This window comes from Streptomyces sp. ASQP_92 (assembly GCF_025399895.1).
Classification (GTDB): domain Bacteria; phylum Actinomycetota; class Actinomycetes; order Streptomycetales; family Streptomycetaceae; genus Streptomyces.
Window position 1 is genome coordinate 138,012 of sequence record NZ_JAODUA010000003.1, and the last position, 26,761, is coordinate 164,772.

Annotated in this window: 29 protein-coding genes and 3 tRNA genes; 23 read left to right on the plus strand and 9 right to left on the minus strand. The window is 71.7% G+C overall.

Going from position 1 to position 26,761, the window contains the following annotated elements; all coding sequences use genetic code 11:
• Positions 1–281: 281 nt before the first annotated feature.
• The 3 genes from N4G70_RS10070 to N4G70_RS10080 form a co-directional block, all read right to left on the minus strand.
• Positions 282–941, minus strand: coding sequence for a response regulator transcription factor (locus N4G70_RS10070; RefSeq protein ID WP_261712576.1), 660 nt, complete (start codon positions 939–941; stop codon positions 282–284).
• A 226-nt stretch (positions 942–1,167) separates the two neighbouring features.
• Positions 1,168–2,493 carry a sensor histidine kinase gene (locus N4G70_RS10075; protein WP_261712215.1) on the minus strand — a complete coding sequence of 442 codons (1,326 nt, stop codon included), beginning with the start codon at positions 2,491–2,493 and terminating at the stop codon, positions 1,168–1,170.
• A gap of 134 nt (positions 2,494–2,627) precedes the next feature.
• Positions 2,628–3,869: a sensor histidine kinase gene (locus tag N4G70_RS10080; protein ID WP_261712216.1), complete on the minus strand. Its 1,242-nt coding sequence runs from the start codon at positions 3,867–3,869 to the stop codon at positions 2,628–2,630.
• 246 nt (positions 3,870–4,115) lie between these two features.
• Between N4G70_RS10080 and N4G70_RS10085 the strand changes: the two genes are divergently transcribed.
• The 14 genes from N4G70_RS10085 to N4G70_RS10150 all read left to right on the plus strand — a co-directional run bounded on the left by N4G70_RS10085 (position 4,116) and on the right by N4G70_RS10150 (position 16,623).
• Complete coding sequence (locus N4G70_RS10085; RefSeq protein ID WP_100578212.1) at positions 4,116–4,499, plus strand: NADH-quinone oxidoreductase subunit A; 384 nt, start codon at positions 4,116–4,118, stop codon at positions 4,497–4,499.
• Positions 4,490–5,095, plus strand: a complete 606-nt coding sequence (locus tag N4G70_RS10090) for an NADH-quinone oxidoreductase subunit B (RefSeq protein ID WP_261712218.1) — start codon at positions 4,490–4,492, stop codon at positions 5,093–5,095. The genes N4G70_RS10085 and N4G70_RS10090 overlap by 10 nt, the downstream gene beginning before the upstream one ends.
• The gene (locus N4G70_RS10095; RefSeq protein ID WP_399034853.1) at positions 5,092–6,279 is read left to right on the plus strand and encodes an NADH-quinone oxidoreductase subunit C; all 1,188 of its coding nucleotides are present in this window, start codon (positions 5,092–5,094) and stop codon (positions 6,277–6,279) included. The genes N4G70_RS10090 and N4G70_RS10095 overlap by 4 nt, the downstream gene beginning before the upstream one ends.
• Positions 6,272–7,240: a complex I subunit 1 family protein gene (locus N4G70_RS10100; RefSeq protein ID WP_261712219.1), complete on the plus strand. Its 969-nt coding sequence runs from the start codon at positions 6,272–6,274 to the stop codon at positions 7,238–7,240. The genes N4G70_RS10095 and N4G70_RS10100 overlap by 8 nt, the downstream gene beginning before the upstream one ends.
• Entirely contained in the window at positions 7,240–7,917 is a 678-nt protein-coding gene (locus N4G70_RS10105; RefSeq protein WP_261712220.1) for an NADH-quinone oxidoreductase subunit I, read from the plus strand. The genes N4G70_RS10100 and N4G70_RS10105 overlap by 1 nt, the downstream gene beginning before the upstream one ends.
• The gene (locus N4G70_RS10110) at positions 7,914–8,678 is read left to right on the plus strand and encodes an NADH-quinone oxidoreductase subunit J (protein WP_261712221.1); all 765 of its coding nucleotides are present in this window, start codon (positions 7,914–7,916) and stop codon (positions 8,676–8,678) included. The genes N4G70_RS10105 and N4G70_RS10110 overlap by 4 nt, the downstream gene beginning before the upstream one ends.
• Positions 8,678–9,052 carry an NADH-quinone oxidoreductase subunit NuoK gene (gene nuoK / locus N4G70_RS10115; protein WP_120721937.1) on the plus strand — a complete coding sequence of 125 codons (375 nt, stop codon included), beginning with the start codon at positions 8,678–8,680 and terminating at the stop codon, positions 9,050–9,052. The genes N4G70_RS10110 and nuoK overlap by 1 nt, the downstream gene beginning before the upstream one ends.
• Positions 9,049–11,049, plus strand: a complete 2,001-nt coding sequence (locus N4G70_RS10120) for an NADH-quinone oxidoreductase subunit L (protein WP_261712222.1) — start codon at positions 9,049–9,051, stop codon at positions 11,047–11,049. The genes nuoK and N4G70_RS10120 overlap by 4 nt, the downstream gene beginning before the upstream one ends.
• Positions 11,050–11,052: 3 nt before the next feature.
• A complete protein-coding gene (locus tag N4G70_RS10125; protein WP_261712223.1) occupies positions 11,053–12,627 on the plus strand; it encodes a NuoM family protein in 1,575 nt (524 codons plus the stop codon).
• A complete protein-coding gene (locus tag N4G70_RS10130; protein ID WP_261712224.1) occupies positions 12,624–14,156 on the plus strand; it encodes an NADH-quinone oxidoreductase subunit N in 1,533 nt (510 codons plus the stop codon). Before N4G70_RS10125 ends, N4G70_RS10130 begins: the two co-directional genes overlap by 4 nt.
• 177 nt (positions 14,157–14,333) lie before the next feature.
• Positions 14,334–14,798, plus strand: coding sequence for an MscL family protein (locus N4G70_RS10135; protein WP_261712225.1), 465 nt, complete (start codon positions 14,334–14,336; stop codon positions 14,796–14,798).
• Positions 14,799–14,946: 148 nt separating this feature from the next.
• Positions 14,947–15,810 (plus strand): zinc metalloprotease HtpX, encoded by an 864-nt coding sequence (gene htpX, locus N4G70_RS10140; protein ID WP_261712226.1) that lies wholly within the window; start codon positions 14,947–14,949, stop codon positions 15,808–15,810.
• Complete coding sequence (locus N4G70_RS10145) at positions 15,807–16,199, plus strand: YccF domain-containing protein (protein WP_261712227.1); 393 nt, start codon at positions 15,807–15,809, stop codon at positions 16,197–16,199. The genes htpX and N4G70_RS10145 overlap by 4 nt, the downstream gene beginning before the upstream one ends.
• Before the next feature lie 154 nt (positions 16,200–16,353).
• Positions 16,354–16,623, plus strand: a complete 270-nt coding sequence (locus tag N4G70_RS10150; protein WP_261712228.1) for a GlsB/YeaQ/YmgE family stress response membrane protein — start codon at positions 16,354–16,356, stop codon at positions 16,621–16,623.
• Positions 16,624–16,658: 35 nt separating this feature from the next.
• On the opposite strand, the gene N4G70_RS10155 is transcribed toward N4G70_RS10150, so the two are convergent.
• From N4G70_RS10155 to N4G70_RS10165, 3 genes are all read right to left on the minus strand, one after another.
• A complete protein-coding gene (locus N4G70_RS10155; RefSeq protein WP_261712229.1) occupies positions 16,659–17,336 on the minus strand; it encodes an alpha-ketoglutarate-dependent dioxygenase AlkB in 678 nt (225 codons plus the stop codon).
• Positions 17,333–17,842 carry a methylated-DNA--[protein]-cysteine S-methyltransferase gene (locus N4G70_RS10160; RefSeq protein ID WP_261712231.1) on the minus strand — a complete coding sequence of 170 codons (510 nt, stop codon included), beginning with the start codon at positions 17,840–17,842 and terminating at the stop codon, positions 17,333–17,335. Before N4G70_RS10160 ends, N4G70_RS10155 begins: the two co-directional genes overlap by 4 nt.
• Before the next feature lie 108 nt (positions 17,843–17,950).
• Positions 17,951–18,439 (minus strand): YajQ family cyclic di-GMP-binding protein, encoded by a 489-nt coding sequence (locus tag N4G70_RS10165; protein ID WP_261712232.1) that lies wholly within the window; start codon positions 18,437–18,439, stop codon positions 17,951–17,953.
• A gap of 226 nt (positions 18,440–18,665) precedes the next feature.
• Between N4G70_RS10165 and N4G70_RS10170 the strand changes: the two genes are divergently transcribed.
• Positions 18,666–18,747 (plus strand) — tRNA-Tyr (locus N4G70_RS10170).
• A 65-nt stretch (positions 18,748–18,812) separates the two neighbouring features.
• Here N4G70_RS10170 and N4G70_RS10175 read toward each other — a convergent pair.
• Positions 18,813–19,469 (minus strand): SDR family oxidoreductase, encoded by a 657-nt coding sequence (locus N4G70_RS10175; protein ID WP_261712233.1) that lies wholly within the window; start codon positions 19,467–19,469, stop codon positions 18,813–18,815.
• 55 nt (positions 19,470–19,524) lie between these two features.
• Positions 19,525–20,796 (minus strand): amidohydrolase family protein, encoded by a 1,272-nt coding sequence (locus N4G70_RS10180; RefSeq protein WP_261712235.1) that lies wholly within the window; start codon positions 20,794–20,796, stop codon positions 19,525–19,527.
• Between the two features lie 220 nt (positions 20,797–21,016).
• On the opposite strand from N4G70_RS10180, the gene N4G70_RS10185 reads away from it, so the two are divergent.
• From N4G70_RS10185 to N4G70_RS10220, 8 genes are all read left to right on the plus strand, one after another.
• Positions 21,017–21,089 (plus strand) — tRNA-Thr (locus N4G70_RS10185).
• Positions 21,090–21,133: 44 nt separating this feature from the next.
• Positions 21,134–21,206, plus strand: a tRNA-Met gene (locus tag N4G70_RS10190).
• Between the two features lie 88 nt (positions 21,207–21,294).
• Positions 21,295–21,459: a 50S ribosomal protein L33 gene (rpmG, locus tag N4G70_RS10195; protein WP_003956487.1), complete on the plus strand. Its 165-nt coding sequence runs from the start codon at positions 21,295–21,297 to the stop codon at positions 21,457–21,459.
• Positions 21,460–21,617: 158 nt separating this feature from the next.
• Complete coding sequence (locus tag N4G70_RS10200; protein ID WP_261712236.1) at positions 21,618–22,070, plus strand: MaoC family dehydratase N-terminal domain-containing protein; 453 nt, start codon at positions 21,618–21,620, stop codon at positions 22,068–22,070.
• A 1-nt stretch (position 22,071) separates the two neighbouring features.
• Positions 22,072–22,506, plus strand: a complete 435-nt coding sequence (locus tag N4G70_RS10205; RefSeq protein ID WP_261712237.1) for a MaoC family dehydratase — start codon at positions 22,072–22,074, stop codon at positions 22,504–22,506.
• Between the two features lie 76 nt (positions 22,507–22,582).
• The gene (locus tag N4G70_RS10210) at positions 22,583–23,140 is read left to right on the plus strand and encodes a TetR/AcrR family transcriptional regulator (protein WP_261712238.1); all 558 of its coding nucleotides are present in this window, start codon (positions 22,583–22,585) and stop codon (positions 23,138–23,140) included.
• Between the two features lie 73 nt (positions 23,141–23,213).
• Positions 23,214–24,665, plus strand: coding sequence for a DHA2 family efflux MFS transporter permease subunit (locus N4G70_RS10215; RefSeq protein ID WP_261712239.1), 1,452 nt, complete (start codon positions 23,214–23,216; stop codon positions 24,663–24,665).
• Positions 24,666–24,948: 283 nt separating this feature from the next.
• Positions 24,949–26,013 carry a UDP-N-acetylmuramate dehydrogenase gene (locus N4G70_RS10220; RefSeq protein ID WP_261712578.1) on the plus strand — a complete coding sequence of 355 codons (1,065 nt, stop codon included), beginning with the start codon at positions 24,949–24,951 and terminating at the stop codon, positions 26,011–26,013.
• Positions 26,014–26,068: 55 nt separating this feature from the next.
• Here the strand turns inward: N4G70_RS10220 and N4G70_RS10225 are convergent, their stop codons facing one another.
• On the minus strand, positions 26,069–26,701 hold the full coding sequence (locus N4G70_RS10225; protein WP_261712241.1) for an NAD(P)-dependent oxidoreductase: 633 nt from the start codon (positions 26,699–26,701) through the stop codon (positions 26,069–26,071).
• Between the last annotated feature and the right edge of the window lie 60 nt (positions 26,702–26,761).

The following is a 26,761-nucleotide window of genomic DNA, read 5'->3' on the forward strand; positions in this document are numbered from 1 at the left end:
CATCCGGCCGACCGGTAGCGCCAAGGCCCACCCTACGTCGGTAAGGGTGGCCTTCCCTGGACCGCTCATATGTTGGACGCTCTTTTGAGACGCCTTACTGCCCTGTAGTGCCACGATGCCCTCGCCCCCCGGCCCCTTCTGTTAACACGCCCAGCGATCCTTCTCCGGTTCTGGGTCGCACGTGTCGGAAGCCCCGCGAGCGGTGACTCGATCCGGCCCGGTGACCGAGTTTCGACCCCGTCGGCTGGGTTCCGCTCGATCCTCGACAGGGTGGCAGGTGGTCATGAATTGATATAGGTCAACACCGCGAGTACACGACGGTGATCCCCGTCACTCGGCGAGAGCCCCAGCTTCAGGAAGATGTTGCTGACGTGCTTCTCGACGGCGCCGTCGCTGACGACCAGTTGCTTGGCGATCGCCGAGTTCGTCCGCCCCTCGGCCATCAGCCCCAGCACCTCCCGCTCACGCGGGGTCAGATTGGCGAGGACGTCCTGCTTGCGGCTGCGGCCCAGGAGCTGCGCCACGACCTCGGGGTCCAGGGCGGTGCCGCCCCGGGCGACCCGCACCACGGCCTCCACGAACTCCCGCACCTCGGCGACCCGGTCCTTGAGCAGATAGCCGACACCCCGGCTCGACCCGGCGAGCAGTTCGGTCGCGTACTGCTCCTCGACGTACTGGCTGAGTACCAGGACGCCGATCCCCGGATACAGGGCGCGCAAGTGCACCGCCGCGCGCACCCCCTCGTCGGTGTGGGTCGGCGGCATCCGCACGTCCGCCACCACGACATCGGGCAGCGCGCCCTGGTCGGCGAGCTCTCCCACGGTCTTGACCAGCGCCACCCCGTCGCCCACTCCCGCGACGACGTCGTGGCCCCGGTCGGTCAGCAGCCGGGTCAGGCCCTCCCGAAGCAGTACCGAATCCTCGGCGATGACCACCCGCACCCTGTCCTCCACGACTCTGCAGCCCCCCTGGGCCTCGTTGCTCCTCAGGCGCGCACCCGTCGGGCGCGTGCCCCACAGCTCTGTGCAAGCCATGGCGTTGTGCCGATCCAGCATCTCAGCATCCGGCCAGGAATCCGCCCGCGCCAGGCAAAAACCCCCCGACCCCGGGTTTACGGGGACGAGGGGTCGGAGGGAGGAGGGGGGCCTCGCCGGGCCGCCGTAAGGGCTAGGCCCGCCAGGGCAGTTCGGCCGTGATCGTGGTGGGGCCGCCGGGCGGGGAGTCGACGGCGAGGATGCCGTCCACCGCGTCCAGGCGCTCGGCGAGCCCCGCGAGACCGGACCCGGCCGAGACGTCCGCGCCGCCCCGCCCGTTGTCGGCGACCTGGAGCATCAGGCGGTCGCCGGCCCGCCACACATCCACGGTGGCCCGGCTCGCGCCGCTGTGCTTGCTGACGTTCTGGAGGAGCTCGGAGACGGTGAAGTACGCGATGCCCTCGATGGCCGGGACCGGCCGGGCCGGCAGGTCCACCTCCACCTGCACCGGGACCGTGCAGCGGGAGGCGACCGAGGACAGGGCCGCGTCCAGGCCCCGGTCGGTGAGGACCGCCGGGTGGATGCCGCGGGCCAGGTCGCGCAGCTCCTGGAGGGCCACCTTCACCTCGCCGTGCGCCTCGTCGACCATCCGGGCCGCCGCGTGCGGGTCCTCGGTCAGCTTCTCCTTCGCCAGACCCAGGTCCATGGCGAGCGCCACCAGACGGGCCTGCGCGCCGTCGTGCAGATCGCGCTCGATGCGGCGCAGGTCCGCCGCCGAGGTGTCCACCACGACCCCGCGGTCCGACTCCAGCTCCGTGACCCGCTCCTCAAGGCGCGAGGGGCTGAGCAGCCCCACCACCATCAGCCGGTCCACCGCGGCGAAACCGCGGATCAGCCACGGCGCGACCAGCGTGATGAGCAGGCCGGCCGCCGAGGTCAGGGCGATCTCACCCGGCGATTCGAGGTAGACGGTGTGGTGGTCGTCCCCGTAGAGCTGAAGGCCGGCCTGGCCCGCGTACATCGGGAACACCCACTGCCACACCGGGTACGTGAACAGGGTCCAGCCGGTCGTCCAGAGCGTCAGCGTCGTGCAGAAGGCGAAGATCGCCCACGGGAAGTGGAGCACCGAGTACAGCAGGTGGCGCCAGGAGACGCCGCTCTTGAGGACCCCGCCGATCCACGACATCAGACCGCCGCGCGAGCGCACCGGCCGCGGCTCGGCGATGTCGACCCCGAGCAGCGCCCGCGCCCGGGCCCGCTCCATCACGCCGAACGCCCGGCAGCCCATCAGGGCCACGGCCATGAGCGGGATGCCGATGAAAGTGATCAGCAGGCCGGCGCTCAGCGACACCGCGGTCACCGCCCAGCAGAACAGCACGATGCTGATCGGCAGGCTCAGCAGCAGATAGCCGAACTCGCGGAAGGTGCGGCCCTCGAGCGGTGCGCGCAGCACCGGCGGAACCAGGTGTCGCCGCGGCCGCGCCGTCCGCGCCACGCCGTACCCGTGATCGGTGTCCATGCTCATCGTCCTGTCCGTCCCTCGCGTCGATGCGCGGCCGTGGTGTTCCGCGCCGCCCCCTGTGCACACCAGCTTGGCCTGTGCGGGCGTCCCCGACCATGCGGCCGGTCACCCTCTTCGGCCGGGGGTTTTCCCTACCCCCGGCCCTCCGGTGAGTCCTGGGGGCCCCGGTCCCGCCACGGCAGTTCGGCCGTGACGACGGTCGGCCCGCCGACCGGCGAATCGAGCACGAGCAGCCCGTCCACCGCGCCGAGGCGCTCGGCCAGACCCGCCATGCCGGTCCCGCCGTCGAGGCGCGCACCGCCCACGCCGTCGTCCTCGACCTGGATGAGCAGCCGGTCCGCACTGCGCCACACCTCCACCGAGGCGTTCCGCGCCCGGCTGTGCTTGCTGACGTTCTGGAGGAGCTCGGAGACGGTGAAGTACGCGATGCCCTCGATGGCCGGGGCGGGCCGCCCGGGCAGGTCGACCGCGACCTTGACCGGGACCGTGCAGCGGGAGGCGACCGAGGACAGGGCCGCGTCCAGGCCCCGGTCGGTGAGGACCGCGGGATGGATGCCGCGGGCCAGGTCGCGCAGCTCCTGGAGGGCCAGCTTCACCTCTCCGTGCGCCTCGTCGACCATCGCGGCCGCCGTGTCCGGGTCCTCCAGGAGCTTCTCCTTGGCGAGGCCGAGCCCCATGGCCAGCGCCACCAGACGCGCCTGCGCGCCGTCGTGCAGATCGCGCTCGATGCGCCGCAGATCGGCGGCGGCCGTGTCCACGACCACCCCCCGGTCGGACTCCAGCTCGGCGATCCGCCGCTCCAGGCTGTCGGAGGGCGAGAGCAGCGCGCGCACCATCATGCGGTCGGCGTTGGTGAGCCCCCGCGCGATGAAGCCGAGCACTGGCCACGCGAGGAAGAGGGAGAGCAGGGTCACCGTGAAGGTGAGGATCCCCCAGGGCAGCCGCACGAACTCGTACAGCACGTTGCGCCAGGCCACCGGGTCCCGCAGGCTCGTCCACAGCCAGGGGAAGAAGCCGCCGTGCTTGCTCGGGCTCGCGGGGATCGGGGTGGGCTCCTCGATCCGCACCCCCAACAGGGCCCGGGCCCGGGCGCGTTCCGCCTTGCCGAGCTGGCGCGCGCCGAGCAGGCCGGTGGCGAGCAGCGGAAGGCCGACCACGGTCACCGACAGGCCGGCGCCGAGCGCCACCATCACGACGACATAGATGAAGCCGGTCAGCCCCATGGGGAAGTTGGTCAGGAGGTGCGCGACCTCCTTCCAGGTGCCCCGCTCGTAGGCGAACCGCGCGGCGGGCGGGTGGGCCCGCTCGTCACCGGCGGGACCGCCTGGCTGTTCTGCTGCGTACCGCTGCTGCTCGCGGAGGGTCCTGGTCATGGTGCCAAGCGTGCCGGGCCGAGATCGGCGGCGCCATGGGGTGCCGCACCCTCTTGTACGGGGGAAAACCCCACCCCCGTGGCCCAAGCGTGGCCCACACGTGGCCCACACCGTGAGACGCGCCTGCCAAGGGCCCCCTTAGCAGGGCCTAGACTCCCGTCCGTACACAGCGTCGAACAGGGCGCGACGAGATCATCGAGGCCAGGGAGCGAGGGGCGCGACGTGCCGGAACCGACCGTGCGCCAGATGCCGGTGTTGGCTGCCGACTACTTCCACAGCTATGCGGTCGTCGGCCTGCTCGCCGTCGTCGGCGTGCTGTTCGTCGCCGTGGCCTTCGGGGCCGGGCGGCTGCTGCGGCCGGTCGTGCCGACACCGGAGAAGCTCCTGACGTACGAGTGCGGCGTCGACCCGGTCGGCGAGGGCTGGGCCCACACCCAGGTCCGCTACTACGTCTACGCCTTCCTGTACGTGATCTTCGCCGTCGACTCGATCTTCCTCTTCCCCTGGGCGACCGTCTTCGCGGCCCCGGGATACGGCGCGACCACCCTCGTCGAGATGTTCATCTTCCTCGGCTTCCTGGCCGTGGGACTGCTCTACGCATGGAAGAAGGGCGTCCTGGAATGGACGTGACGACTCCCGGACCCGCTTCGCAGCCCGTGCTGCTGCCCGAGCCGAAGAAGCTGGGCGTGCTCTCGCGCCTGGCCCCCGAGCCGATGAAGGTGGTCCTCAACTGGGGCCGCCGCTACAGCCTGTGGGTCTTCAACTTCGGCCTCGCCTGCTGCGCCATCGAGTTCATCGCGGCCTCCATGGCCCGCCACGACTTCATCCGGCTCGGCGTGATCCCCTTCGCGCCGGGGCCGCGCCAGGCCGACCTCATGATCGTCTCCGGCACGGTGACGGACAAGATGGCGCCCGCGGTCAAGCGGCTCTACGAGCAGATGCCCGAGCCCAAGTACGTCATCTCCTTCGGCGCCTGCTCCAACTGCGGCGGCCCGTACTGGGATTCGTACGCGGTGACCAAGGGTGTGGACCAGATCATCCCGGTCGACGTGTACGTGCCCGGCTGCCCGCCCCGGCCCGAGGCGCTGCTCCAGGGCATCCTCAAGCTCCAGGAGAAGATCGCCCGCGAGTCGCTCGGCGAGCGGTACGCCAACGCGGCCACCCCGGCCCAGCTCACCAGCGGGCTCGTGGCCGCGCCGCCCACCCCCGGGGAGGGCCGGGCGTGAGCGCGTACGACAGCCTGCCCGACGGCGTCGCCGAGATCTTCGGCGCGGAGGCCATGGCGGAGGAGGCCTACGGGCTGCTCACCGTCGACGTGCCCGCCGACTCCTGGATCGACGCCCTCCTCGTCGCCCGCGACGCGCTGGGCTGCACCTACTTCGACTGGCTGAGCGCGGTCGACGAACCCGGCACGGGCTTCCGCGTCTGCGCCCATGTCGTCGCCCTCGGCGGCGGCCGGGTCCGCCGACTGCTGCTGCGCACGACCGTCGCGCACACGGCCGCGGTGCTGCCCTCCGCCATCGACGTCTACGCGGGCGCTGCCTGGCACGAGCGCGAGACCCACGAGATGTTCGGCGTCGACTTCACCGGCCACCCGCACCTGGTGCCGCTGCTCCTGCCGGAGAACTTCGAGGGGCACCCCCTGCGCAAGGACTTCGTGCTCGCGGCCCGCGTCGCCAAGGCGTGGCCCGGCGCGAAGGAGCCCGGGGAGCCCGCGGCGGGCGCGGCCCACGGCGGCCCCAAGCGCCGCCAGATGCTTCCGCCCGGCGTCCCCGACCCGAACGAATGGGGCCCCCTGAAGGGCCAGCTTCCCCCCGCCCCGACCCGCCCGACCCGCACCCCGCGTGCGGCAGGCGCCGGCGCCGCCGAACGCCCGGCACGGGCCGCGGGCGACCGGCCGGTCCGGCGCGCCCGGAGCGTGACGGAGGGCTCGGCTTCCCAGGCGACCCCGGAGGCGTCCGGCACTCCCGCGCCCCCGGAAACGCCGGTGGTCCCGGAAACCCCGGCCACCCCGGAAACCCCGGCGGTCCAGGCCGCCCCGGAGGCCCCGGTGGTCCCGGAAGCCCCGGAGGTCGGGCCGCCTGCCCCGGAGGCCCCTGAGGGCAAGGCCGCCCCTGGGGCACCCGAGGCAACCGGGTCCCCCGAGGCGTCGGATGCCCCGGCCGCTCGCCTTCGGCGGAGCCGGAGTGCGAGCGAGGGGTCCGCCTCGCAGCAGGGCGGGGACGCGAAGGCCCAGCCCGCCGCGCCGCCCCGGTCGCGCAGCACGGACGCCCCCTGGCACAACCCCCAACCCGCCTTCGCCGAAGAGGAGCCCGGGGCCGAGGACGCCCCGGACGCCGGAACCGGTGAAGCCGAACGAACCGATTCCGCCGAACGAACCGACCCCGCCGGAGGCGAGCCGCGTGAATGACGCACTCGACGTCGCCCTCAGGCTGGTCGTCGTCTTCGTCGTGTTCCTGGTCCTGCCGCTCGTCGTGGGGCAGACCGAGCACAAGGTGATGGCGCACATGCAGGGCCGGCTCGGCCCCATGTACGCAGGCGGCTTCCACGGCTGGGCCCAACTCGTCGCGGACGGCGTGAAGTTCGCCCAGAAGGAGGATGTCGTACCGGCCGCCGCCGACCGTCGCATCTTCCAACTGGCGCCCGCTGTCGCCCTGTTGCCCTACCTCCTCGTCCTGGTGGCCGTCCCGATCGGCCCGGGCGAGGGCGCGGTGGGCCAGGTCGTCGACGCCGGCATCTTCTTCGTGCTCGCCGTGATGGGCGTGGGCGTGCTCGGCTCGCTCATGGCGGGCTGGGCCTCGGCCAACAAGTTCTCGCTGCTCGGCGGGTTGCGCACCGCCGCCCAGCTCCTCGCCTACGAGCTGCCGATGCTGCTCGCCGCCGCCTCCGTGGCGATGGCGGCCGGCACGGTCTCGCTGCCCGGCATCCTCAACGCCTTCCACTGGTGGTGGATGCCCTGGCAGATCGTCGGCGCGCTGGTCTTCTTCGTCGCGGGCCTCGCCGAACTCCAGCGGCCGCCGTTCGACATGCCCGTCGCCGACTCCGAGATCATCTTCGGCGCGTACACCGAGTACACGGGGCTGCGCTTCGCGCTGTTCCTGCTGGCCGAGTACGCCGGCATCGTCGTCCTGTGCGGTCTGACCACCGTCCTGTTCCTGGGCGGCTGGCACGGCCCGTGGGGCGCCGACGGTCTGGGCTGGGTGTGGACCCTGCTCAAGACGGCCGTGCTCGCCTTCGTCGTGATCTGGCTCCGGGTCAGCTATCCCCGGCTCCGCGAGGACCAGTTGCAGAAGCTCGCCTGGACCACGCTCATCCCGCTCGCCCTCGCGCAGATCGCGCTCACCGGCATCGTGAAGGTGGCGATCAGCTAATGCCCATCCCCGGTTCCGGCCTCGCCAAGGGCCTCGCCGTGACGCTCCGCACGATGACGAAGAAGACCGTCACCGCGCAGTACCCCGACGTCCAGCCCGAACTCCCGCCCCGCAGCCGGGGCGTGATCGGCCTGTTCGAGGAGAACTGCACGGTCTGCATGCTGTGCGCCCGCGAGTGCCCCGACTGGTGCATCTACATCGACTCCCACAAGGAGACGGTCCCGGCCGCCGTCGAGGGCGGCCGCGAACGCAGCCGCAACGTCCTCGACCGCTTCGCCATCGACTTCTCGCTCTGCATGTACTGCGGTATCTGCATCGAGGTGTGTCCCTTCGACGCGCTGTTCTGGTCCCCGGAGTTCGAGTACGCGGAGACGGACATCCACGAACTCACCCACGAGCGCGACAAGCTGCGCGACTGGATGTGGACGGTCCCGGCCCCGCCCGCGCTCGACCCCGGCGCCGAGGAGCCGAAGGAGTTCGCCGCCGCCCGCAAGACGGCCGACAAGCTGGCCGCCGCGCAGGCGGCCGAGGCGGCACAGGCGGCCGAGGCAGCGCAGGCTTCCGCAGCTGGGCAGCCTTCCGAAGCCGCGCAGGGCTCCGAAGCCGCGCAGGCCGGGGATGGCGACGGGCCCACCGGCCCCGGCCGGGACCCGGGCCTCGAGGGAGGTCGGGCATGAGCGCGATCCTGGCCCAGGCGGCCCTCACGGCGCCCCAGGGCTTCCTGTCGCCGACCGGTGTGGAGATCGCCTTCGTGCTCGTCGGCATCGCCACGCTCGGCGCGGCCGTCATGACCGTCACGACCCAGCAGCTGGTGCACGCCGCCCTGTGGCTGGTCGTGGCGCTCGGTGGCCTCGCCGTCGAATACCTGCTGCTCACCGCCGAGTTCATCGCCTGGGTGCAGGTCCTCATCTACGTCGGTTCGATCGTGGTGCTCCTCCTGTTCGGTCTGATGCTCACCCGGGCTCCCATCGGCCGCTCCCCGGACGCCGACTCCGGGAATCGCTGGGTCGCCCTCGCGGTGGCCGTCGCCGCCGCCGGGACCCTGGTGTGGGTCGTGGTGGACGCCTTCCGCACGAGCTGGATCGACTTCGGCGGGCCCGCCCAGGGCTCGACCAAGGTGTCCGGCGAGATCCTCTTCCGGCACTGGGTGCTGCCGTTCGAGGCGCTGTCCGTGCTTCTGCTGGCCGCCCTGGTGGGTGCGATCGTGCTGTCCCGCAAGAGCGCCCCGGGCGACACCCCGGCAATCGGCGACACCCCGGCAATCGGCGACACCCCGGCAATCGGCGACACCCCGGCAATCGGCGACACCCCGGCAATCGGCGACACCCCGGCAATCGGCGGCAGCCCGGCCACCGGCACGCCCGGCACCGGCGCCGCCCCGGCCACCGGCACGCCCGGCACCGGCGTCGCCGCCCCCCGTGAGACGGAGTCGCGCTGATGCACCTCGCCTATCCCGCCGTGCTCGCCGTCCTCCTGTTCTGCGTCGGTCTCTACGGTGTGCTCGCGCGGCGCAACGCGATCCTGGTCCTGATGTCCGTCGAGCTGATGCTCAACGCGGTCAACCTCAACCTCGTCGCCTTCGACGTGTGGCTGCGCGACAGCCTCCACGCGGGACAGGCGCTCACCCTGTTCACCATCGCCATCGCCGCCGCCGAGATCGGCATCGGCCTGGCGATCGTGCTCGCGGTGTACCGCAACCGCGGCACGGCCGACATCGACAAGCTCCGCGACACCGCCGAGGGCTCCGGCCCCGACCCGGCGGACCCCGAAGACCCCGCCGCCCCGGCGCAGAAGGCTGAGGCCGCCGCGTGACCACCACGACCCTCGCCGTCCTCGTTCCCCTCCTTCCCTTCCTGGGCGCGGCGGCCGGCCTGCTCCTCGGCCGCCGGGCGCCGGGCTTCGTGCGCCCGCTCGCGGTGCTGCCGACCTTCGCCGCGTTCGTGCTCGCCGTGGTCGTCGCCGTCGACCAGGGCGGCGGCAAGGCGATCGACGCGGCCACCCGGCTCACCCCGACCGGCTCCGTACCGATCGAACTCGCCCTCCACCTGGACGGGTTCGCGGCCCTGGTCGCCGTCCTGGTCGGCCTGGTCGCCACCTGCGTGCAGCTCTACTCGACCGGCTATCTGCGCGACGACCCGCGCTACACCTCGTACGCAGCGCTCGTCTCCCTGTTCACCTCCGCGATGCTGCTCGTCGTCTACTCCGGCGACCTGATGGTGCTCCTGGTCGGCTGGGAGATCATGGGCATCTGCTCGTACTTCCTGGTCGGCCACTACTGGGAGACGCCCGAGGCGCGTGCCGCATCCCTGAAGGCCTTCCTGGTCACCAAGCTCGGCGACGTCCCCTTCCTGATCGGTCTGTTCGCGCTCGCCACCGACGCCGGTACGTTCCGTATCACCGGCGTCGTCCAGGCCGCCCTGACCGGCGGTATCGCCCACCCCACCCTCATCGCCCTGCTGCTGCTCGCCGGGGTGGCCGGCAAGTCCGCCCAGTTCCCGCTGCACACCTGGCTGCCCGACGCGATGGCCGGCCCGACCCCGGTCTCCGCGCTGATCCACGCCGCGACGATGGTCGCCGCCGGCATCTACTTCGTGGCCCGGCTGCTGCCCGTCTTCGCCGCCTCGGCCGCGGCGATGACCGTGCTCGCCGTGATGGCCGCGCTCACGATGGTCGGCTCGGGCCTCGCGGCCCTTGCCCAGGACGACATCAAGCGCGTCCTCGCGTACTCCACCATCGGTCAACTCGGCTATCTGTCGGGCGCGTTGGCCGTCGGTGACCGCGGAGCCGCCGTCTTCCACCTCCTGTCGCACGGCGCCTTCAAGGCGCTGCTCTTCCTCGCCGCGGGCGTGGTCATCCATGCCGCCGGCACCAACTCGCTGACCGCCATGTCCCGCATGGACGGCCTGGCCAAGCGCATTCCCGACGCGTACTGGACGATGACCGTCGCCCTGCTCGCGCTCGCCGCGATCCCTCCCTTCGCCGGCTTCTTCTCCAAGGAGGCCGTGCTGTCCGCCGCCGAGCACACCGCGCTCGGTGAGAGCCGGATCGCCCCCTCCGGTGCCGGCTGGATCGTGCTGATCGCCGGACTGCTCACCGCCCTCCTCACCGCCGCGTACGCGATGCGCCTGTGGCTGCTGACCTTCCGCGGCAGGGGAGCGAAGGCCCCCGACCACGGCAAGCAGCCCGTCGTCATGAACGCCGTCCTGTGGGTGCTCGCCATCCCCTCCATCGCGTTCGGACTCACCACCGGCCGCCTCGGCGACTGGTTCGACGGGCAGGCCCTCACCCCCTCCGTCACCACCGCCGTGCTGTCCACGGGCGTCGCCCTGGTCGGCGGGCTCGTCACCTACGCGGCCTGGCGCCACACCTCCGCGCTGGCGGCCGCCACGCCGATGGGCGCCGTCGCCGCCCACCCCGAGGGCGACGGCGGCCAGGTCGAGGAAGAGGCCATCGCCAGCCACACCCAGGTCTACGGGAACATCGCGTCCGCCCCCGACCCGGCCGACCCCGGCCGTCTCCTGCTCGGCCCGCTGCACCGCCACGCGGCCACCGGCTTCCACCTGGACGCCGCCTACCACGCCCTGTTCGTCCGCCCCGTGCTCGCGGCGGCCACCCTGGTCCGCTTCCTGGACCGCGAGGTCGTCGAGACGTACGTGAGCGGTGCGAGCGCGGTGCCGCGCCTGCTCGGGCGGGCCGTGCGCCGGGCGCAGACCGGCAATGTGCAGAGCTACCTCGGCGCTCTGCTCGCCGGCTCACTCGTCCTGGCGGCCGCCGTGGTCGTCCTTGCCAACGTCACCGCGGGGTCCTGAGCCGTGATCGATATCAGCGAGTCCGTGATGCAGTTCCTTCTGGCGTTCATCGTCGTCGGGCCCCTCATCGGCGCGGTGGCGGCACTGCTCCCCGCCCCGCCCGGCCTCCGCGGCAAGAGCCCCGAACAGGCCGTGCTGCGCCACGGCGTGACCGTGACCGGCGTGATCCTGCTCGCCGCGATCGTCCTCGCGCTCGGCTTCGACCACGGCCACCCGTCGACGATGCAGGCCACCACGGACATCCAGTGGATCCCGGCGCTCAACGTCCACATCCACCTCGGCACCGACGGCATCTCCCTCCCCCTCCTCGTCCTGACCGCGCTGCTGACCTTCCTCTGCGCGCTGTACAGCTATTTCAAGATGCCGACGGGCCCGTCCCCGAAGGCGTTCGTCGCGCTCCTGCTCGTGCTCGAGTCCGGCACCCTCGCCACCTTCGCCGTTCTCGATCTCGTGCTGTTCTTCCTCGCGTTCGAGACGGTCCTCATCCCGATGTACTTCCTGATCGCCCGCTGGGGCGGGGCCCAACGAGGCGCCGCCGCCTGGAAGTTCATCCTCTACACGCTGCTCGGCTCGGTCGTCATGCTGCTCGGCCTGCTCCTCATCGGGCTCAAGTCGGGCACGTTCGACATGGTGGCACTCGCCACTGACAACGGCCGCGGGCTGACCACGTCCGTGCAGGTCATCGCCGTTCTGGCGATCGGGATCGGGCTCGCGGTCAAGACCCCGATGTTCCCGTTGCACAGCTGGCTCCCGGATGCCCACACCGCCGCACCGACCGTCGGCTCGGTGCTGCTCGCCGGTGTGCTCCTGAAGATGGGCACCTACGGGTTCGTGCGCATCGCGCTGCCGATCGCCCCGCACGGCATGCACACCTTCGCGCCCTATCTGGCGGCCTTCGCGGTCGCCGGGATCATCTACGGCTCGCTGGCCTGTCTCGCGCTCGCCAAGCAGGGCAACAAGGGCGACCTGAAGCGGCTCATCGCGTACTCCTCCGTCGGCCACATGGGCTTCGTGCTGCTCGGCATCGCGTCGATGACCCCCACCGGCGTCAACGGCGCGCTGTTCGCCAACATCGCCCACGGCCTCATCACCGGCCTGCTGTTCTTCCTGGTCGGCGCCCTCAAGGACCGTTACGGCACCGCAGACCTCGACACCCTGGCCGGCGTGACCGGAGCCGCCCTCTACGGCCGGGCCCCGCGCCTGGGCGGCCTGCTCGCCTTCGCCGCCGTCGCCTCGCTCGGACTGCCCGGACTCGGCGGGTTCTGGGGCGAGATGCTCGCCATGTTCGGCGCCTTCGACCCGGCACCCGGCCTCAGCCGCCCCGCCTTCCTCACCTTCGTGGCGATCGCCGCCCTCGGCACCCTGCTCACCGCCGCGTATCTGCTGGTCGTGGTGCGCCGGGTCTGCATGGGCGACAAACCGGCCGAGGGCCCCCCGCTCGCCGACGTCCAGGGTTACGAGTTCGCCGCCTGGAGCCCGCTCGTCGCGCTCACCGTCCTCGCCGGGCTCTGGCCCGCGGTCCTCCTCGGCCTCACCGACCCGGCCGTCCAGAAGCTCCTCGCAGGAGGCAAGTCGTGACCCCCGACGTCACCACCGCGGCGGCCGGCACCGCAAGCCTGGTCCAGTCCGTCGACTGGGTCGCGATCGCGCCGCCCCTGATCGCCGCGGCCGTCGCCCTGGTCGTGCTGCTCGCCGACCTGTTCCTGCCGCCCGCCCGCAAGCCGCTGCTCGGCTGGATCACCCTGGCCGGCCTGGCGGCGGCCCTCGCCGCGCTCGTGCCGCTGCGGGGCGGCGGCCGCTCCACGTTCTGCCTCACCGCCAACCCCGACGCGTGCAGCTACACCGTCGACCAGTTCGCCTTCGTCATCCAGGCCCTGGTCCTGGGCGGCGCCCTGCTGACCGCGCTGCTCTCGATGCGGGACACCGAGGAGAAGCTCCCGGCCGGCGAGTTCTGGTTCCTGCTGCTGTCCTCGGCGGCCGGCGCGGCCCTGCTGCCCGCCGCACGCGACCTGGCCACCCTCGTCGTCGCCCTGGAAGTCGCCTCGCTGCCCGCCTTCGCGCTGGTCGGCCTCAAGCGCGGCGACCGGCTGTCCTCCGAGGCGGCCCTGAAGTTCTTCCTGTCGTCGGTCACCGCGACCGCCGTGATGCTGCTCGGCGTCAGCTTCGTGTACGCGGCGACCGGCACCCTGCACCTCACGGAGATCGCCACCAAACTCGCCGACGTTCCCGGCCAGTTGGGCACCGTCGCCAAGACCGGCGTGGTTCTGACGCTGGTGGGCTTCGCCTTCAAGACGGCCGCGGCGCCCTTCCACTTCTGGGTGCCCGACACCTATGTGGGCGCGCCGCTGCCGGTCGCCGCCTATCTCTCCGTCGTCGGCAAGGCGGTCGGCTTCTCCGGGCTCATCCTGGTGACGGTCGTCGCCTTCCCCGCCTACGCCGACGTGTGGGGCCCGGCCCTCGCGGTGCTCGCCGCGCTCACCATGACCCTCGGCAACGCGGCCGCCCTGCGCCAGTCGGCGACGCGCGCCCACAGCGCGGTACGGCTGCTCGCCTGGTCGTCGGTGGGACAGGCCGGCTACCTCCTGGTGCCGATCGCCGCCGCCGCGTACTCCAGCGACCACCAGGTCGGCGCGACCGTGGCCTACGCCCTGATGTACGCCGTGGTGAACCTGGGCGCGTTCGCCGTCGCCGCCCTGGTCGCGCGCGGCAAGCCGCTGAACCGCCTCGCCGACTACCGGGGCCTGTACGCCGAGCGCCCCCTGGCCGCCCTCGCACTCGCCTTCTTCCTGCTGTGTCTGGCCGGGCTCCCGCCGGGCATCATCGGCCTGTTCGCCAAGGTCACCGTCTTCTCGGCGGCCGTCGACGCGGGCCTCGGCTGGCTCGCCGTGGTCATGGCGGTCAACGTCGTCGTCGCCCTCTACTACTACCTGCGCTGGACCGCGATCCTGTTCCGGGCGCCCGAGGGGGCCGAGGAGCCCTCCGGGACCGCGCGAGCCGGGATCCCGGCGCCCCTCACGCTCGCCATCGCGCTCACCGCGGTCGCCGGTGTGGTCCTGTCGGGCCTGCCCCAACTCGCCCTGCACTTCGCGTCGGTGACCCTGTTCTGAGCCGGCCCCGCGCCGTGGGGGAGTGCTCCCTTGCGCGCGCCCGGGCGCTCTGGCGAGCCTGGCGACGGCGCACGGTTTGGTACGGGCGGCCTTGAGAAGGCACTGTCGTACGCGCACATCACGACAGGCACGCGCGTACGGCGCGGACCAGGACGACACCCCACAGGGAGCAGAGCGGTGCTGAGCGGGTTCAAGGACTTCATCCTGCGCGGAAACATAGTGACGATGGCCGTCGGTCTGGCCGTCGGATCGGCGTTCACCGCGGTCGTCACGGGCTTCAGCACCGCGTTCATCACCCCGCTCATCGGCCTCGCCACCCGCTCGACCGGCGACTTCAGCGCGGCGACCTTCTCCGTCGACGGCGTGACCTTCCCCTACGGAAAGTTCGTCGGCGCGGCCATCGCCTTCGTGATCACCGCGGCGGTGCTCTACTTCGTGGTCGTCGTGCCCATGATGAAGGTCCAGGCCCGCTTCGACCGGCGGGACAAGGACAAGCCCGTCGACATCAAGGCCGCGCTGCGCGACTGCCCGCGCTGCTACTCCCAGATCCCCGGCATCGCGACCCGCTGCTCACACTGCACCAGCGAGCTGGAGCCCGATCCCAAGGCGCTGGAGATGGCCGGGCTGCCCGCCCCGCGCTGACCCGACCCGTACGGCCCAACGCGCCCTCCAGCGCGCACAAGGGAACCAGCGTCCCCCGCCTGGCGTTGACCAGTACGGGAGAGTCCACTGGAACGTGGAAGGACCACCCGCGAAGGGCTCCCCGCCGCACCACTTTGGAGGGCGTACCGTGCACCGCCGGCACAACGGGCTGAGGACCGCGGTCCTCCTCGGAGGACTGTCCGCGCTCATCATCGTCATCGGAGGCTTCTTCGGCCGTACCGGGCTGATCGTCGCCGTCCTCGTGGCGCTGGGCACCAATGCCTACGCCTACTGGAACAGCGACAAGCTCGCCCTGCGGGCCATGCGGGCGCGCCCGGTCAGCGAGTTCGAGGCCCCGGAGCTCTACCGGATGGTCCGCGAGCTCTCCACCCAGGCCCGCCAGCCCATGCCCCGCCTCTACATCTCGCCGACGCAGGCGCCCAACGCCTTCGCCACCGGCCGCAACCCGCGCAACGCGGCGGTCTGCTGCACGGACGGGATCCTGCGGATACTCGACGAGCGCGAGCTGAGGGGCGTGATCGGCCATGAGCTGAGCCACGTCTACAACCGGGACATCCTGATCTCCTCGGTCGCCGGCGCCCTCGCCTCGGTGATCATGTTCCTGGTCCAGTTCGCGTGGCTGATCCCGGTCGGCCGCTCCAGCGACGACGAGGGCCCGGGCATCGTCGGCATGCTGCTGATCATGATCCTGGGCCCGGTCGCGGCCTCGGTGATCCAGCTCGCGATCAGCCGCTCCCGCGAGTACGAGGCCGACGCCTCCGGCGCCCAGCTCACCGGCGACCCGCTGGCCCTGGCCGGCGCGCTGCGCAAGCTCGACGCGGGCACCAAGCAGCTCCCGCTGCCGTCCGAGCCCCGCATCGAGACGGCCAGCCACATGATGATCGCCAATCCCTTCCGCCCCGGTCAGGGAATGTCCAAACTGTTCTCGACCCACCCGCCGATGGCGGAACGCATCGCCCGACTCGAACACATGGCAGGTCGCCGCCCATGAAGACCATCCTGAACATCATCTGGCTGATCCTGTGCGGCTTCTGGATGTTCCTCGGCTACCTGCTGGCGGGCGTGCTGCTGTGCATCACGGTCATCGGGATCCCGTTCGGCATAGCCGCGTTCCGGATCGGCGTATACGCCCTCTGGCCGTTCGGCCACACCGTCGTCGACCGGGCGGGCGCGGGCGCGCCCTCCTGCGTCGGCAACGTCCTGTGGCTGGTCCTGGCCGGCTGGTGGCTGGCGCTGGGCCACATCGTCACCGGCATCGCCCTGTGCGTCACGATCATCGGCATCCCGCTCGGCATCGCCAACTTCAAGCTGATCCCGGTGTCGCTGCTGCCGCTCGGCAAGGAGATCGTCCGCACGGACCAGCCGTTCGCCGCGCGCTGAGCCACCCGGCCGTGTCCCTGCCCGGCCTCCCTGACCAGGTACGCAACCGCCGGCGCCGCGGGGGCGTCTTCCCGTACGAACCGAACGGTTGCGGGGTTACGCAATACAGCAGATGCCCCGCCGAGCGCGCACGTACGAAAGGCGGGTTCCCGGCATGGGCATCGTCAGCTGGATCATCCTCGGCCTGCTCGCCGGGGCCATCGCCAAGATCCTGCTCCCCGGTCGCGACCCGGGCGGCCTGATCGGCACCACCCTCATAGGCGTCGCGGGAGCGTTCGTCGGCGGCTGGATATCGGCCCGCTGGCTGGACCGCCCGATCGCCAACCACTTCTACGACGGGGCCACTTGGGGCGCGGCGATCGGCGGCTCGCTGGTCCTGCTCATCATCTACCGCATCCTGTTCGGCCATTCCCGCAGCCGCTGACCAACGGACCGTACGCACAAGGGAGTTGGCGTCCCTCAAATCCCTTCATCGAGCCCGGTCTCGCGCAGGGTGATGTTCAGCCGGCCCCGGGCAAGACCGGCCTCCGGGTCGCCCGCCCCCGGCAGCACCTTGGGGACGCCGTGGTACGCGAACCGGGAGGGCCCGCCGAAGACGAACAGGTCACCGGAGGCCAACTCGACGTCCGTATAAGGCCGTCCGCGATGCTCGGCATTGCCGAAGCGGAAAACGCAGCTGTCCCCGATGCTGAACGAGACCACGGGCGCCGACGACCGCTCGTCCTTGTCCTGGTGCAGCCCCATCTTGGCGGCGCCGTCGTAGAAGTTGATGAGCGCGGTGTCGGGGGAGTAGCGGGCGGCCGCCTCCTCGTCGCCGTACGCGGCGGCCACCGCCGTACGCCCCAGCGCCCCGAGCCAGTCGGGGAACGGGGCCACGGGCAGCCCGTTCACGTCCGAGGCGACGCGGGTGTAGCGATAGGGCTGCCAGTGCCAGCCGACACACACCGACCGCACGGACATCACACCGCCGTTGGGCAGCACGGTGTGGCGGATCGGAACGGGTCCGCGTGCCCAGTCCCGGCAGGCCGTGACCAGCTCGTGGCGCTGCTCCGGCGTGAGCCAGCCCGGCAGGTGGACCGCGCCGGGCGCGACCTCGACCCGCGCGGGCCGAGGCAGCCGGAAAAGGCCCTCACTCATGGCGCGAGGGCGCCTTCGAGCCCGAGCAGCACCCGCTTGCGCTCCAGACCGCCGGCATAGCCCTTCAGCGATCCGTCGGAGCCGATCACACGGTGGCAGGGCCGCACCACGAGCAGCGGATTGCGCCCGATCGCGGTGCCCACCGCCCGCACCTTCACCGAGGACGCGCCGATCCGCCGGGCGATCTCACCGTACGAGACCGTCGTCCCATACGGGACCGCTTCCAGCTCGGCCCAGACCTGCCGCTGAAAGGCGGTGCCGGGCGTGCCGGGCGCGTACCCGATGTCGAAACGGTTCAGCTCGCCCGCGAAGTACGCCGCGAGCTGCGCCGCGATCCCGGCGAACGCCGTGGGCGCCCGCCGCCACCCGTCCTGGACGACCGCGCCGCCCTTCTGCCCCGGCACGGAGAGCGAGACCAACGCGGTCCCGCCCGGCGCGCCGGGCGCCTCCTGGCCGACGAGCAGCAGCTCGCCCAACGGGCTGTCGAGGGTCGCGTAGAGCGTCATCGCACCTTTCCTTCCTTGCGTACGACACCGAGTCTGCGACCCTCGCCCCCGCGCCGCTGGCGGAAATCGGACAGGACGTCCGGGGGCTTGCGGGCGGAGCGAGCGGGGTCAGCGGTAGTTCACGAACTGGATCGCGAAGTCGAAGTCCTTGCCCTTGAGCAGGGCCTGGACGGCCTGGAGGTCGTCGCGGCTCTTCGAGGAGACGCGCAGCTCCTCGCCCTGCACCTGCGCCTTGACGCCCTTGGGGCCCTCGTCGCGGATGACCTTGGCGACCTTCTTGGCGTTCTCCTGGGAGATGCCCTCCTCGATCGAGGCGAAGATCTTGTACTCCTTGCCGGAGAGCTGCGGCTCGCCCGCGTCCAGCGCCTTCAGCGAGATACCGCGCTTGACCAGCTTGGTCTGGAAGGTGTCGAGGATCGCCTTGACGCGCTCCTCGCCGTTCGCCTGCATCAGGATCTTCTCGCCGGACCACGAGATCGAGGCGTCCGCGCCCTTGAAGTCGTAGCGCTGCGAGATCTCCTTCGCGGTCTGGTTGAGGGCGTTGTCGACCTCCTGCCGCTCGACCTTCGAGACGATGTCGAAACTGGAGTCGGCCATGTCCTGTGGCTCCTTGGTTCGGGGTGTGTGTCGGGTGCGCCGGGCCTGCGGCCGAGCGCGTGGCGACCCGGCCCCACTGCCGAACCACCGCCCCAAAGCCTAGTCACCCGCCGCCCGGCACAGCGCTGATCAATGGGGTGGCGAACCACCCCTGGGCATCGGGTATCGTTTACGTCGTTGCCACGGAGCACCGCCGAAAAGCGGGAATCCAACGGCGACATCCCATGGCGGTGTGCCCGAGTGGCCAATGGGAACGGACTGTAAATCCGTCGGCTCTGCCTACCCAGGTTCGAATCCTGGCGCCGCCACACTGGGTGAAACCCCCTTCCTCCCGCGGAAACGCTGGAGGAAGGGGGTTTCTTCGTTGCCGGGCTCAGTTCCCGGCCACCCCCTTGACCGCGACCACCACCGGCGTCGAGCCGCTGATCAGTTCCAGGGTCAGGCCCGCCGTGGCGGGGGTGTCGAGGAGTTCGGCCAGGACCGCGGCCACGTCGTCGCGCGGGATCGTGCCGCGGCCGGTAGAGGCGGCCAGGGTGACCAGGCCCTTGCCGGCGTCGTCGGTCAGTATTCCGGGGCGCAGGACCGTCCAGTCCAGGCTCGCGCGGGAGCGTACGGCGTCGTCGGCGGCGCCCTTGGCGCGCAGGTAGTCGTCGAAGACCTCGTCGCCCCGGTGGGCGCTGTCCGCGCCCATGGACGACACGATGACGTAGCGCCGCACGCCCGCCCGTTCCGCCGCGTCCGCGAGCAGTACGGCCGCCGCGCGGTCCACCGTCTCCTTGCGGGAAGGGTCGCTGCCCGGGCCCGCGCCCGCCGCGAACACCACCGCGTCGGCGGCCCGGAGCACCTCGGCGACGGCGTCCACCGTCGCGGACTCCAGGTCCAGGACCACCGGCTCCGCGCCGGCCCTTCTCAGATCGTCCGCCTGCTCGGGCTTGCGGATGATTCCCGCGACCTCGTCGCCCCGCGCCGCCAGCAGGCGTTCGAGGCGCAGCGCGATCTGACCATGACCTCCAGCGATGACAATGCCCATGGTCACGACGGTACGCGGAGATGGAGCGGCACGCCGGTGGAGCGCCGGCGGCGGGTCAGCCGGGCTCGCCGCGCCCGTGCTCGGAGCGCCCCTGGCGCGGCAGGTCGAGGGCGACCGCCGCGGCCGAGTCGCAGTACTCGCGCACCGCGCTGGTGCGGGCCACCACCCGGCCCCGGTGGATGACGATGCGGCTGTAGGCGAGCGAGAGGACCCCCGCGATGCGCTCGCCGCGTACCGCGAGGAGCTCGGCGGGGAAGCCCGCCTCGACGCGTACCTCGGGCAGGCCCATGGATTCCCGCGCCACCGTGCTGATCGCGGCGTACGCGTCCTCGGGGCGCAGGCCGGCCTGGGAGGCGAGCAGATAGGCGGCCTCCAGCGGGTCGCCCCGGCCGACCGGGTTGGCGGCGTCCCGCAACGCGCCGCTCCCGGCGGCCAGTCGGACCCCGGCCGCCCTCAACAGGCGTACGGGGGCGGCGCCTTGACGGTCCGTCATGCCGCACCCGCCCTGTGGCAGGCACGTCACCGTGACGCCGGCGGAGGCGAGTTGGTCGGCGGCGCGGGCCGCAGTGTCGCGCGGAAGGCGCGAGAGGCCGCCGCACGGGCCGATCGTGACACCCGGGCGCAGCCCGCCGGACATCGCCGCGAGCCGGGCCAGGCGCGCCGGATCGGCGCCGTCGGTGTGCAGGTCGACCGCGCAGCCGTGCTCGGCGGCGAGCTCCAGGACGGCCTCCGCGTAGCCGGCCGGATCGGCGTCCAGATCGGGGCAGCCGCCCACCACGGAGGCGCCCATCTTGACCGCGTCGCGCAGCATGGCGAGCCCGTCCGCGCCCGCCACCCCGGTCAGGAGCCGCGGCACGGCGACCACCGCGAGCTCGGTGAGTCCGCGCAGGGAGCGCCGGGTCTGGAGCACGGCTTCGAGCGGATCGAGCCCGCCGACCTCGTCGATGCGTACGTGCGAACGCAGCGCCGTGGCGCCGTGGCCGAGCTGGAGCAGGGCGGCCTCGGTGGCCCGGCGCTGGACCTCCTCGACGGCGTACGAGACCGGGCCCTCCGAGCCGAAGGCGGTCAGGGCGGTGTCGCTGTGGGCGTGCGGCTCGACCGGGGCGGGCAGCAGCAGGAAGCCGTTGAGGTCGACGCGGGACGCCCCCTGCGCGGCGAGGCTGCCCACGGTGCCGACCGCCTCGATGCGGCCGCCGCCGAGCCGCACGTCCACGGTGCGCCCGTCGGCGAGCCTCGCCCCGCACAGCAGCAGCGACGATCCGGAGGTGGGGTCGGGGCCTTCGCCGGTGCCGGGGGAGTGGGCCGGCTGCTGGTGGCTGTCGGACATCGCGCTCCTGATCGGGCTCGGGTGATCGGGCTCGGGCGGGCATGATCACGCAGCGTGAGGCGAGCCTAGGGGCGGCTCCGGTGCGCATCGAGGAGGAGCGAAATAGTCGTACCGGTGTGGCCCTGAGTGGCCTACGAGACCGGTGGGACGGGCCGTCCGAGAGGCGCCACGAAACGGATTTGGGCGATCGGCGAGGGACCGTGTAATGTCTTCATCGCTCGCCCCAATAGCTCAGTCGGTAGAGCGTCTCCATGGTAAGGAGAAGGTCTACGGTTCGATTCCGTATTGGGGCTCTGGTGCGGAAGCCCTCACCTTCGGGTGAGGGACTCCGTGTCAAAGCGGTGTAGCTCAGTCGGTAGAGCAAGCGGCTCATAATCGCTGTGTCACCGGTTCAAGTCCGGTCACCGCTACACACGGTAGCCGATTGTGGGGTCGGTCCTTCGATCGGCTACTCTTTTATGCGTTCATCCGTCAACCCGTCCGTCAAGGAGCACTCACGTGGCTGCCACCGACGTCCGCCCGAAGATCACGCTGGCCTGCGTGGAGTGCAAGGAGCGGAACTACATCACCAAGAAGAACCGGCGTAACAACCCGGACCGACTTGAGATGAAGAAGCACTGCCCGCGCTGCAACTCGCACACTGCGCACCGCGAGACCCGCTAATCACGGTTCTGGCATTACAGGCTCGTTCGAGAGGCCGTTCCCCATACCGGGGGGCGGCCTCTCGGCGTTGCCCACCGGTATGGGAACGGTGCGGCGGCGAACGACTAGATTCACGGTGTTCGCACCAACGACCCTCATATGCAGGAGGTAGCCGGCCGATGGCGCTCGACCAGTCTTTCGTGGGGCGGACCTATCCGCCCACCGCCCCGTACGAGGTCGGCCGGGAGAAGATCCGCGAGTTCGCGGTGGCGGTCGGTGACGAGAACCCCGCCTACACCGACCCCGAGGCAGCCAAGGCGCTGGGCCACACCGACGTGATCGCCCCGCCGACCTTTGTGTTCGCCATCACCTTCGGCGCGGCGGGCCAGGTCATCCAGGACCCCCAGCTGGGTCTGGACTACAGCCGGGTGGTGCACGGCGACCAGAAGTTCGCGTACAGCCGCCCGGTCCGCGCGGGCGACCGGCTGACCGTCACCTCGACCATCGAGGCGATCAAGTCCCTTGCGGGCAACGACATCCTGGACATCCGGGGCGAGGTCCACGACGAGGCCGGCGAGCACGTCGTGACCGCGTGGACGAAGCTGGTGTCCCGAGCGGCCGAGGGGGCCTGAGATGACCGCGAAGATCCGTTACGAGGACGTCGAGCCCGGCACCGAGCTGCCGGCCGCGTCCTTCCCCGTGACCCGCGCCACGCTCGTCCAGTACGCGGGCGCGTCCGGCGACTTCAACCCGATCCACTGGAACGAGAAGTTCGCGAAGGAGGTCGGGCTGCCCGACGTCATCGCGCACGGCATGTTCACGATGGCCGAGGCGGTCCGCGTGGTGACGGACTGGGTCGGCGACCCGGGCGCGGTGAGCGAGTACGGCGTCCGCTTCACCAAGCCGGTGGTCGTCCCCAACGACGACACGGGCGCCCTGATCGAGGTCACGGCCAAGGTCGCGGCGAAGCTGGACGACGAGGCGCGCACGGTGCGCGTCGACATCACGGCGATGAGCGCGGGCCAGAAGGTGCTGGGCATGTCCCGCGCCGTCGTACGCCTGGCCTGAGTAGGGGCGGGGGCTTCCAGAGCCCCCGCCACACGCCCCCTTGACGAACTAAGTAATCAACCACTAACTTTCCCTCATGGTCAGGATGAGCGCCGAAGAGCGCCGTGAAAGCGTCATTCGCGCGGCGATGATCGAATTCGCCCGCAGTGGCTATCACGGCACCTCAACCGAGGTGATCGCCAAACGCGTCGGCGTCTCGCAGCCGTACCTCTTCCGCCTCTTCGCGAACAAGCAGGCCATCTTCCAGGCCGCGGCCGGCCGGTGCATCGAGGAGACCGCCGAGGTCTTCCGGAACGCGGCCGAGGGCCTTCAGGGCGAGGAGGCGCTGCACGCCATGGGCGCCGCCTACCAGAAGCTCATCGCCGACGACCGGGACAAGCTGCTGCTCCAGATGCAGACCTATGTGGCGGTGGCCGCCGCGGAGGCGGCCGGCGACCACGAGTTCGGCAAGGTCATGCGGGCCGGCTGGACGGAGCTGTACGACACGGTCCACTTGGCGCTGGGCGCGGACACCGGCGAGACGACGACGTTCCTGGCGTGCGGGATGCTCATCAACACCCTGGTGGCGCTCGGCTTTCCGCCCGAGGACCGGGTGTGGAAGGGCTTCTACGACTCGGCCCAGCCGACGCCGTAGGGCGCGACCCGGGAACAGCCTTTCCTGCCCATGAAAATTAGTAATCAATAACTAACCAATAGCGGGGGAAACCATGTCCGACCCACAGAAGAAGCCGCCCACCGCAGGACGAAGAGGCGCGGGCTGGGCGCTGCTGGTGACCAGCGTCGCGGGGTTCATGGCGGCGCTCGACAACCTGGTCGTCACCACCGCGCTCCCCTCGATCCGCGAGGACCTCGGCGGGGGCCTGGACGACCTCGAATGGACGGTGAGCGCGTACACCCTCACCTTCGCGGTGCTGCTGATGTTCGGCGCGACCCTCGGCGACCGGTTCGGGCGCCGCCGGCTCTTCATCACCGGCCTGACGATCTTCACCGGCGCCTCGGCGGGCGCGGCCCTCGCACCCGGGATCGACGGCCTGATCGCGGCCCGCGCGATCCAGGGAGTGGGCGCCGCGATCATGATGCCGCTCACCCTCACCCTGCTGACCGCGGCGGTGCCCGCCGCCAAGCGCGGCATGGTGTACGGCATCTGGAGCGCGGTGAACGGCCTCGCGGTGGCCTCGGGACCGCTCATCGGCGGCACCCTGACCGAGCACGCGTCCTGGCAGTGGATCTTCTGGCTCAACGTTCCGCTCGGCCTGCTGACGATCCCGCTGGCCCGGCTGCGCCTGAACGAGTCGTACGGCACCGGCGCCCGGCTCGACATCAAGGGAACAGTGCTGGCCAGCACGGGCCTCTTCGGCATCGTCTACGCCCTGATCCGCGGCAACCCGGACGGCTGGACCAGCGCGACCGTCCTCACCGGCCTCATAGCCGGTGGCGCCCTCCTCGCAGCGTTCGTCGTCCACGGCACCCGCAGCGCGAGCCCGATGCTGCCGATGCGGCTGTTCCGCAGCCGGGCGTTCTCCGCGATCAACGCGGCGAGCCTGTTGATGTTCGTCGGGATGTTCGGCTCGATCTTCCTGCTCAGCCAGTTCCTCCAGAACGTCATCGGCTACTCGCCGACCGAGGCGGGCCTGCGGATGCTGCCCTGGACCGGCATGCCCATGATCGCCGCGCCCATCGCCGGCTACCTGTCCGACCGGATCGGGGGCCGCCCGGTCGTCGCGGCGGGCCTCGCCCTCCAGGCGACCGGCCTCGCCTGGTTCGCCCTGATCATGGCGCCGGACGTCTCGTACACGGCGCAACTCCCGGCGCTGGTCATCAGCGGTATCGGCATGGGCATGTACTTCGCCCCCGCGGCGAATCTGGCGATGTCCAGCGTGCGCCCCTCCGAGCAGGGCATCGCCTCCGGCGCCAACAACGCGCTGCGCGAGATCGGCGGCGCCCTCGGCATCGCGGTGCTGGCCTCGGTCTTCTCCGCGCAGGGCGGCTACGGCTCGGCCCAGGCCTTCACCGACGGCCTCGGGCCGGCCCTGTGGGTGGGCGCGGCCGCGGTCGCCCTGGCGGCGGCCGCCGCGGTACTGATCCCCCGCCGCGAGACGCCTGTCCGGGCGGAGCCGGTGGGCGTACCGATCTCCGCTGACGAGCACGCCGCTGTGTAGGAACGGATTCGAGTCCCAGGGACGGTCGTGATGCGGCCGGGTGGGGACGTGCCGGGGTGCCCCCGCAAGGAGGAGTGCCGGCGCCGGGCACCCTTGCGGGGGCGGAACGGCGCGACGTATGAGGAGGTACCCCGGCGCGTTCACGCCCCCCACCCCCCACGGCGCGCTCCGTACCGGGGACGCCGCGGTCCCGGCCCGCCGCGTATGCCCGCACTGCCGACCGCAGGTCGGCGCCCCCCAACGACCCGCACCCGCACCGCGCCGGCCCACCCGCCCCCGTACGCTGGTCCCCGTGCAGGAACTTCATGACGCCCCCCTCGCCCCCCTGACCACCCTCCGCCTGGGCGGCCCGGCCGACCGACTGGTCACCGCCGAGACCGACGCCGAGGTCGTCGCCGCCGTCCGCGAGGCCGATGAGAGCGGCACCCCGCTCCTCGCCATCGGCGGCGGCAGCAACCTGCTCATCGGGGACAAGGGCTTCGCCGGCACCGCCCTGCGCATCGCCACCCGCGGCTTCGAGCTCGACGGCACCCGCCTCGAACTCGCCGCGGGCGAAGTGTGGACCGACGCGGTGGCCCGGAGCGTCGAGGCCGGACTCGCCGGCATCGAATGCCTCGCCGGCATCCCCGGCTCCGCGGGCGCGACCCCGATCCAGAACGTCGGCGCGTACGGCCAGGAAGTGTCCAGCACCATCACGCACGTCGTCGCCTACGACCGCCGCGACCGCACCACCGTCACCCTCACCAACGCCGAGTGCGACTTCTCGTACCGCCACAGCCGCTTCAAGCAGCACCCCGACCGCTACGTCGTGCTGCGTGTCGTGTTCGAGCTGGAGGACGCAGGCGGACTCTCCGCGCCGGTCAAGTACGCCGAGACGGCCCGAACCCTCGGCGTCGCGCCGGGCGACCGCGTGCCGGCCGCCACCGCCCGCGAGACCGTCCTGAAGCTGCGCGCCGGCAAGGGCATGGTGCTCGACCCGGAGGACCACGACACCTGGTCGGCGGGCTCGTTCTTCACCAACCCGATCCTCCCCAACGAGGCGTACGAAGCCTTCCTGGCCCGCGCCCAGGAGCGCCTCGGCGCGGACGTGACGCCCCCCGCGTGGCCCGTCGGCACCGACCGCACCAAGACCTCCGCCGCCTGGCTGATCGACAAGGCCGGCTTCACCAAGGGATACGGGACCGGCCCCGCCCGCATCTCCACCAAGCACACCCTCGCGCTGACGAACCGCGGGGGCGCCACCACCGAGGACCTGCTGGCGCTCGCCCGCGAGGTGGTCGCGGGGGTGGAGCTGGCGTTCGGGGTGACGCTGGTGAACGAGCCGGTGGCGGTCGGGGTCGAAATCTGAGGAGTCCGGGTGCACCGGAGCCCGCACCGCAACCCGGCCCGGGCGGGCCTGGCCCTCAGTACGCCACCCCCACCCCCTGTTTCACCGTCGCCGGGTCGTCCACGCAGGCCAGCATCGCGTGGGCCACATCCGCGCGGGCGATGGTGCGGGCCGCCTTCGGGGTGCCGCCGACGACCCGGCGGTAGGTCCCGGTGAGCGGCTTGTCGGTGAGCTTGGGCGGCCGTACGGACGTCCAGTCCGTCGCGCTCGCCGCCAACTCGGCCTCCATGGCGCTCAGATCGGCGTACACGTCCCGCAGAATCGCGCTGACCATGGACCGCATACCGCGGTCGAGCAGCCCGTCGCCCGGCGCCTCGGGGCCGACCGGCGCCGCGCTCACCACGACGAGCCGCCGCGTCCCCTCGGCCTCCATCGCGGCCAGCACCGACCGGGTGAGCCGGGCCGTGATCCCGGCGTCCGAGCGCTTGCGGGCGCCGAGCCCGGACAGCACCGCGTGCCGCCCGGCGACGGCCTCGCGGAGCGGCCCGGGGTCGGTCAGATCGGCCCGGAAGACCTCAAGTCCCGCGCCCCGTACGGCGAATCGGGCGGGGTCGCGCACCACCGCGGTGACGTCGTGCCCCGAAGCCAGCGCCTGCTGGACCATTTCCTGGCCGATGCCTCCGGTGGCACCGAAAACCGTGAGCCTCATCGCTCCGCCCTCCTGGGGTGGGTAAGTGTTCACTCACCCCTAGAGTGAGTAAGTACTCAC

Bases quoted from the DNA above. Each gene is read 5' to 3' on its own strand.
- N4G70_RS10075 (WP_261712215.1), bottom strand. From the start codon at position 2,493: ATGGACACCGATCACGGGTACGGCGTGGCGCGGACGGCGCGGCCGCGG.
- N4G70_RS10080 (WP_261712216.1), bottom strand. From the start codon at position 3,869: ATGACCAGGACCCTCCGCGAGCAGCAGCGGTACGCAGCAGAACAGCCA.
- N4G70_RS10085 (WP_100578212.1), top strand. From the start codon at position 4,116: ATGCCGGTGTTGGCTGCCGACTACTTCCACAGCTATGCGGTCGTCGGC.
- N4G70_RS10090 (WP_261712218.1), top strand. From the start codon at position 4,490: ATGGACGTGACGACTCCCGGACCCGCTTCGCAGCCCGTGCTGCTGCCC.
- N4G70_RS10105 (WP_261712220.1), top strand. From the start codon at position 7,240: ATGCCCATCCCCGGTTCCGGCCTCGCCAAGGGCCTCGCCGTGACGCTC.
- N4G70_RS10110 (WP_261712221.1), top strand. From the start codon at position 7,914: ATGAGCGCGATCCTGGCCCAGGCGGCCCTCACGGCGCCCCAGGGCTTC.
- nuoK (WP_120721937.1), top strand. From the start codon at position 8,678: ATGCACCTCGCCTATCCCGCCGTGCTCGCCGTCCTCCTGTTCTGCGTC.
- N4G70_RS10145 (WP_261712227.1), top strand. From the start codon at position 15,807: ATGAAGACCATCCTGAACATCATCTGGCTGATCCTGTGCGGCTTCTGG.
- N4G70_RS10150 (WP_261712228.1), top strand. From the start codon at position 16,354: ATGGGCATCGTCAGCTGGATCATCCTCGGCCTGCTCGCCGGGGCCATC.
- N4G70_RS10155 (WP_261712229.1), bottom strand. From the start codon at position 17,336: ATGAGTGAGGGCCTTTTCCGGCTGCCTCGGCCCGCGCGGGTCGAGGTC.
- N4G70_RS10160 (WP_261712231.1), bottom strand. From the start codon at position 17,842: ATGACGCTCTACGCGACCCTCGACAGCCCGTTGGGCGAGCTGCTGCTC.
- N4G70_RS10165 (WP_261712232.1), bottom strand. From the start codon at position 18,439: ATGGCCGACTCCAGTTTCGACATCGTCTCGAAGGTCGAGCGGCAGGAG.
- N4G70_RS10175 (WP_261712233.1), bottom strand. From the start codon at position 19,469: ATGGGCATTGTCATCGCTGGAGGTCATGGTCAGATCGCGCTGCGCCTC.
- N4G70_RS10180 (WP_261712235.1), bottom strand. From the start codon at position 20,796: ATGTCCGACAGCCACCAGCAGCCGGCCCACTCCCCCGGCACCGGCGAA.
- N4G70_RS10200 (WP_261712236.1), top strand. From the start codon at position 21,618: ATGGCGCTCGACCAGTCTTTCGTGGGGCGGACCTATCCGCCCACCGCC.
- N4G70_RS10205 (WP_261712237.1), top strand. From the start codon at position 22,072: ATGACCGCGAAGATCCGTTACGAGGACGTCGAGCCCGGCACCGAGCTG.
- N4G70_RS10210 (WP_261712238.1), top strand. From the start codon at position 22,583: ATGGTCAGGATGAGCGCCGAAGAGCGCCGTGAAAGCGTCATTCGCGCG.
- N4G70_RS10215 (WP_261712239.1), top strand. From the start codon at position 23,214: ATGTCCGACCCACAGAAGAAGCCGCCCACCGCAGGACGAAGAGGCGCG.
- N4G70_RS10225 (WP_261712241.1), bottom strand. From the start codon at position 26,701: ATGAGGCTCACGGTTTTCGGTGCCACCGGAGGCATCGGCCAGGAAATG.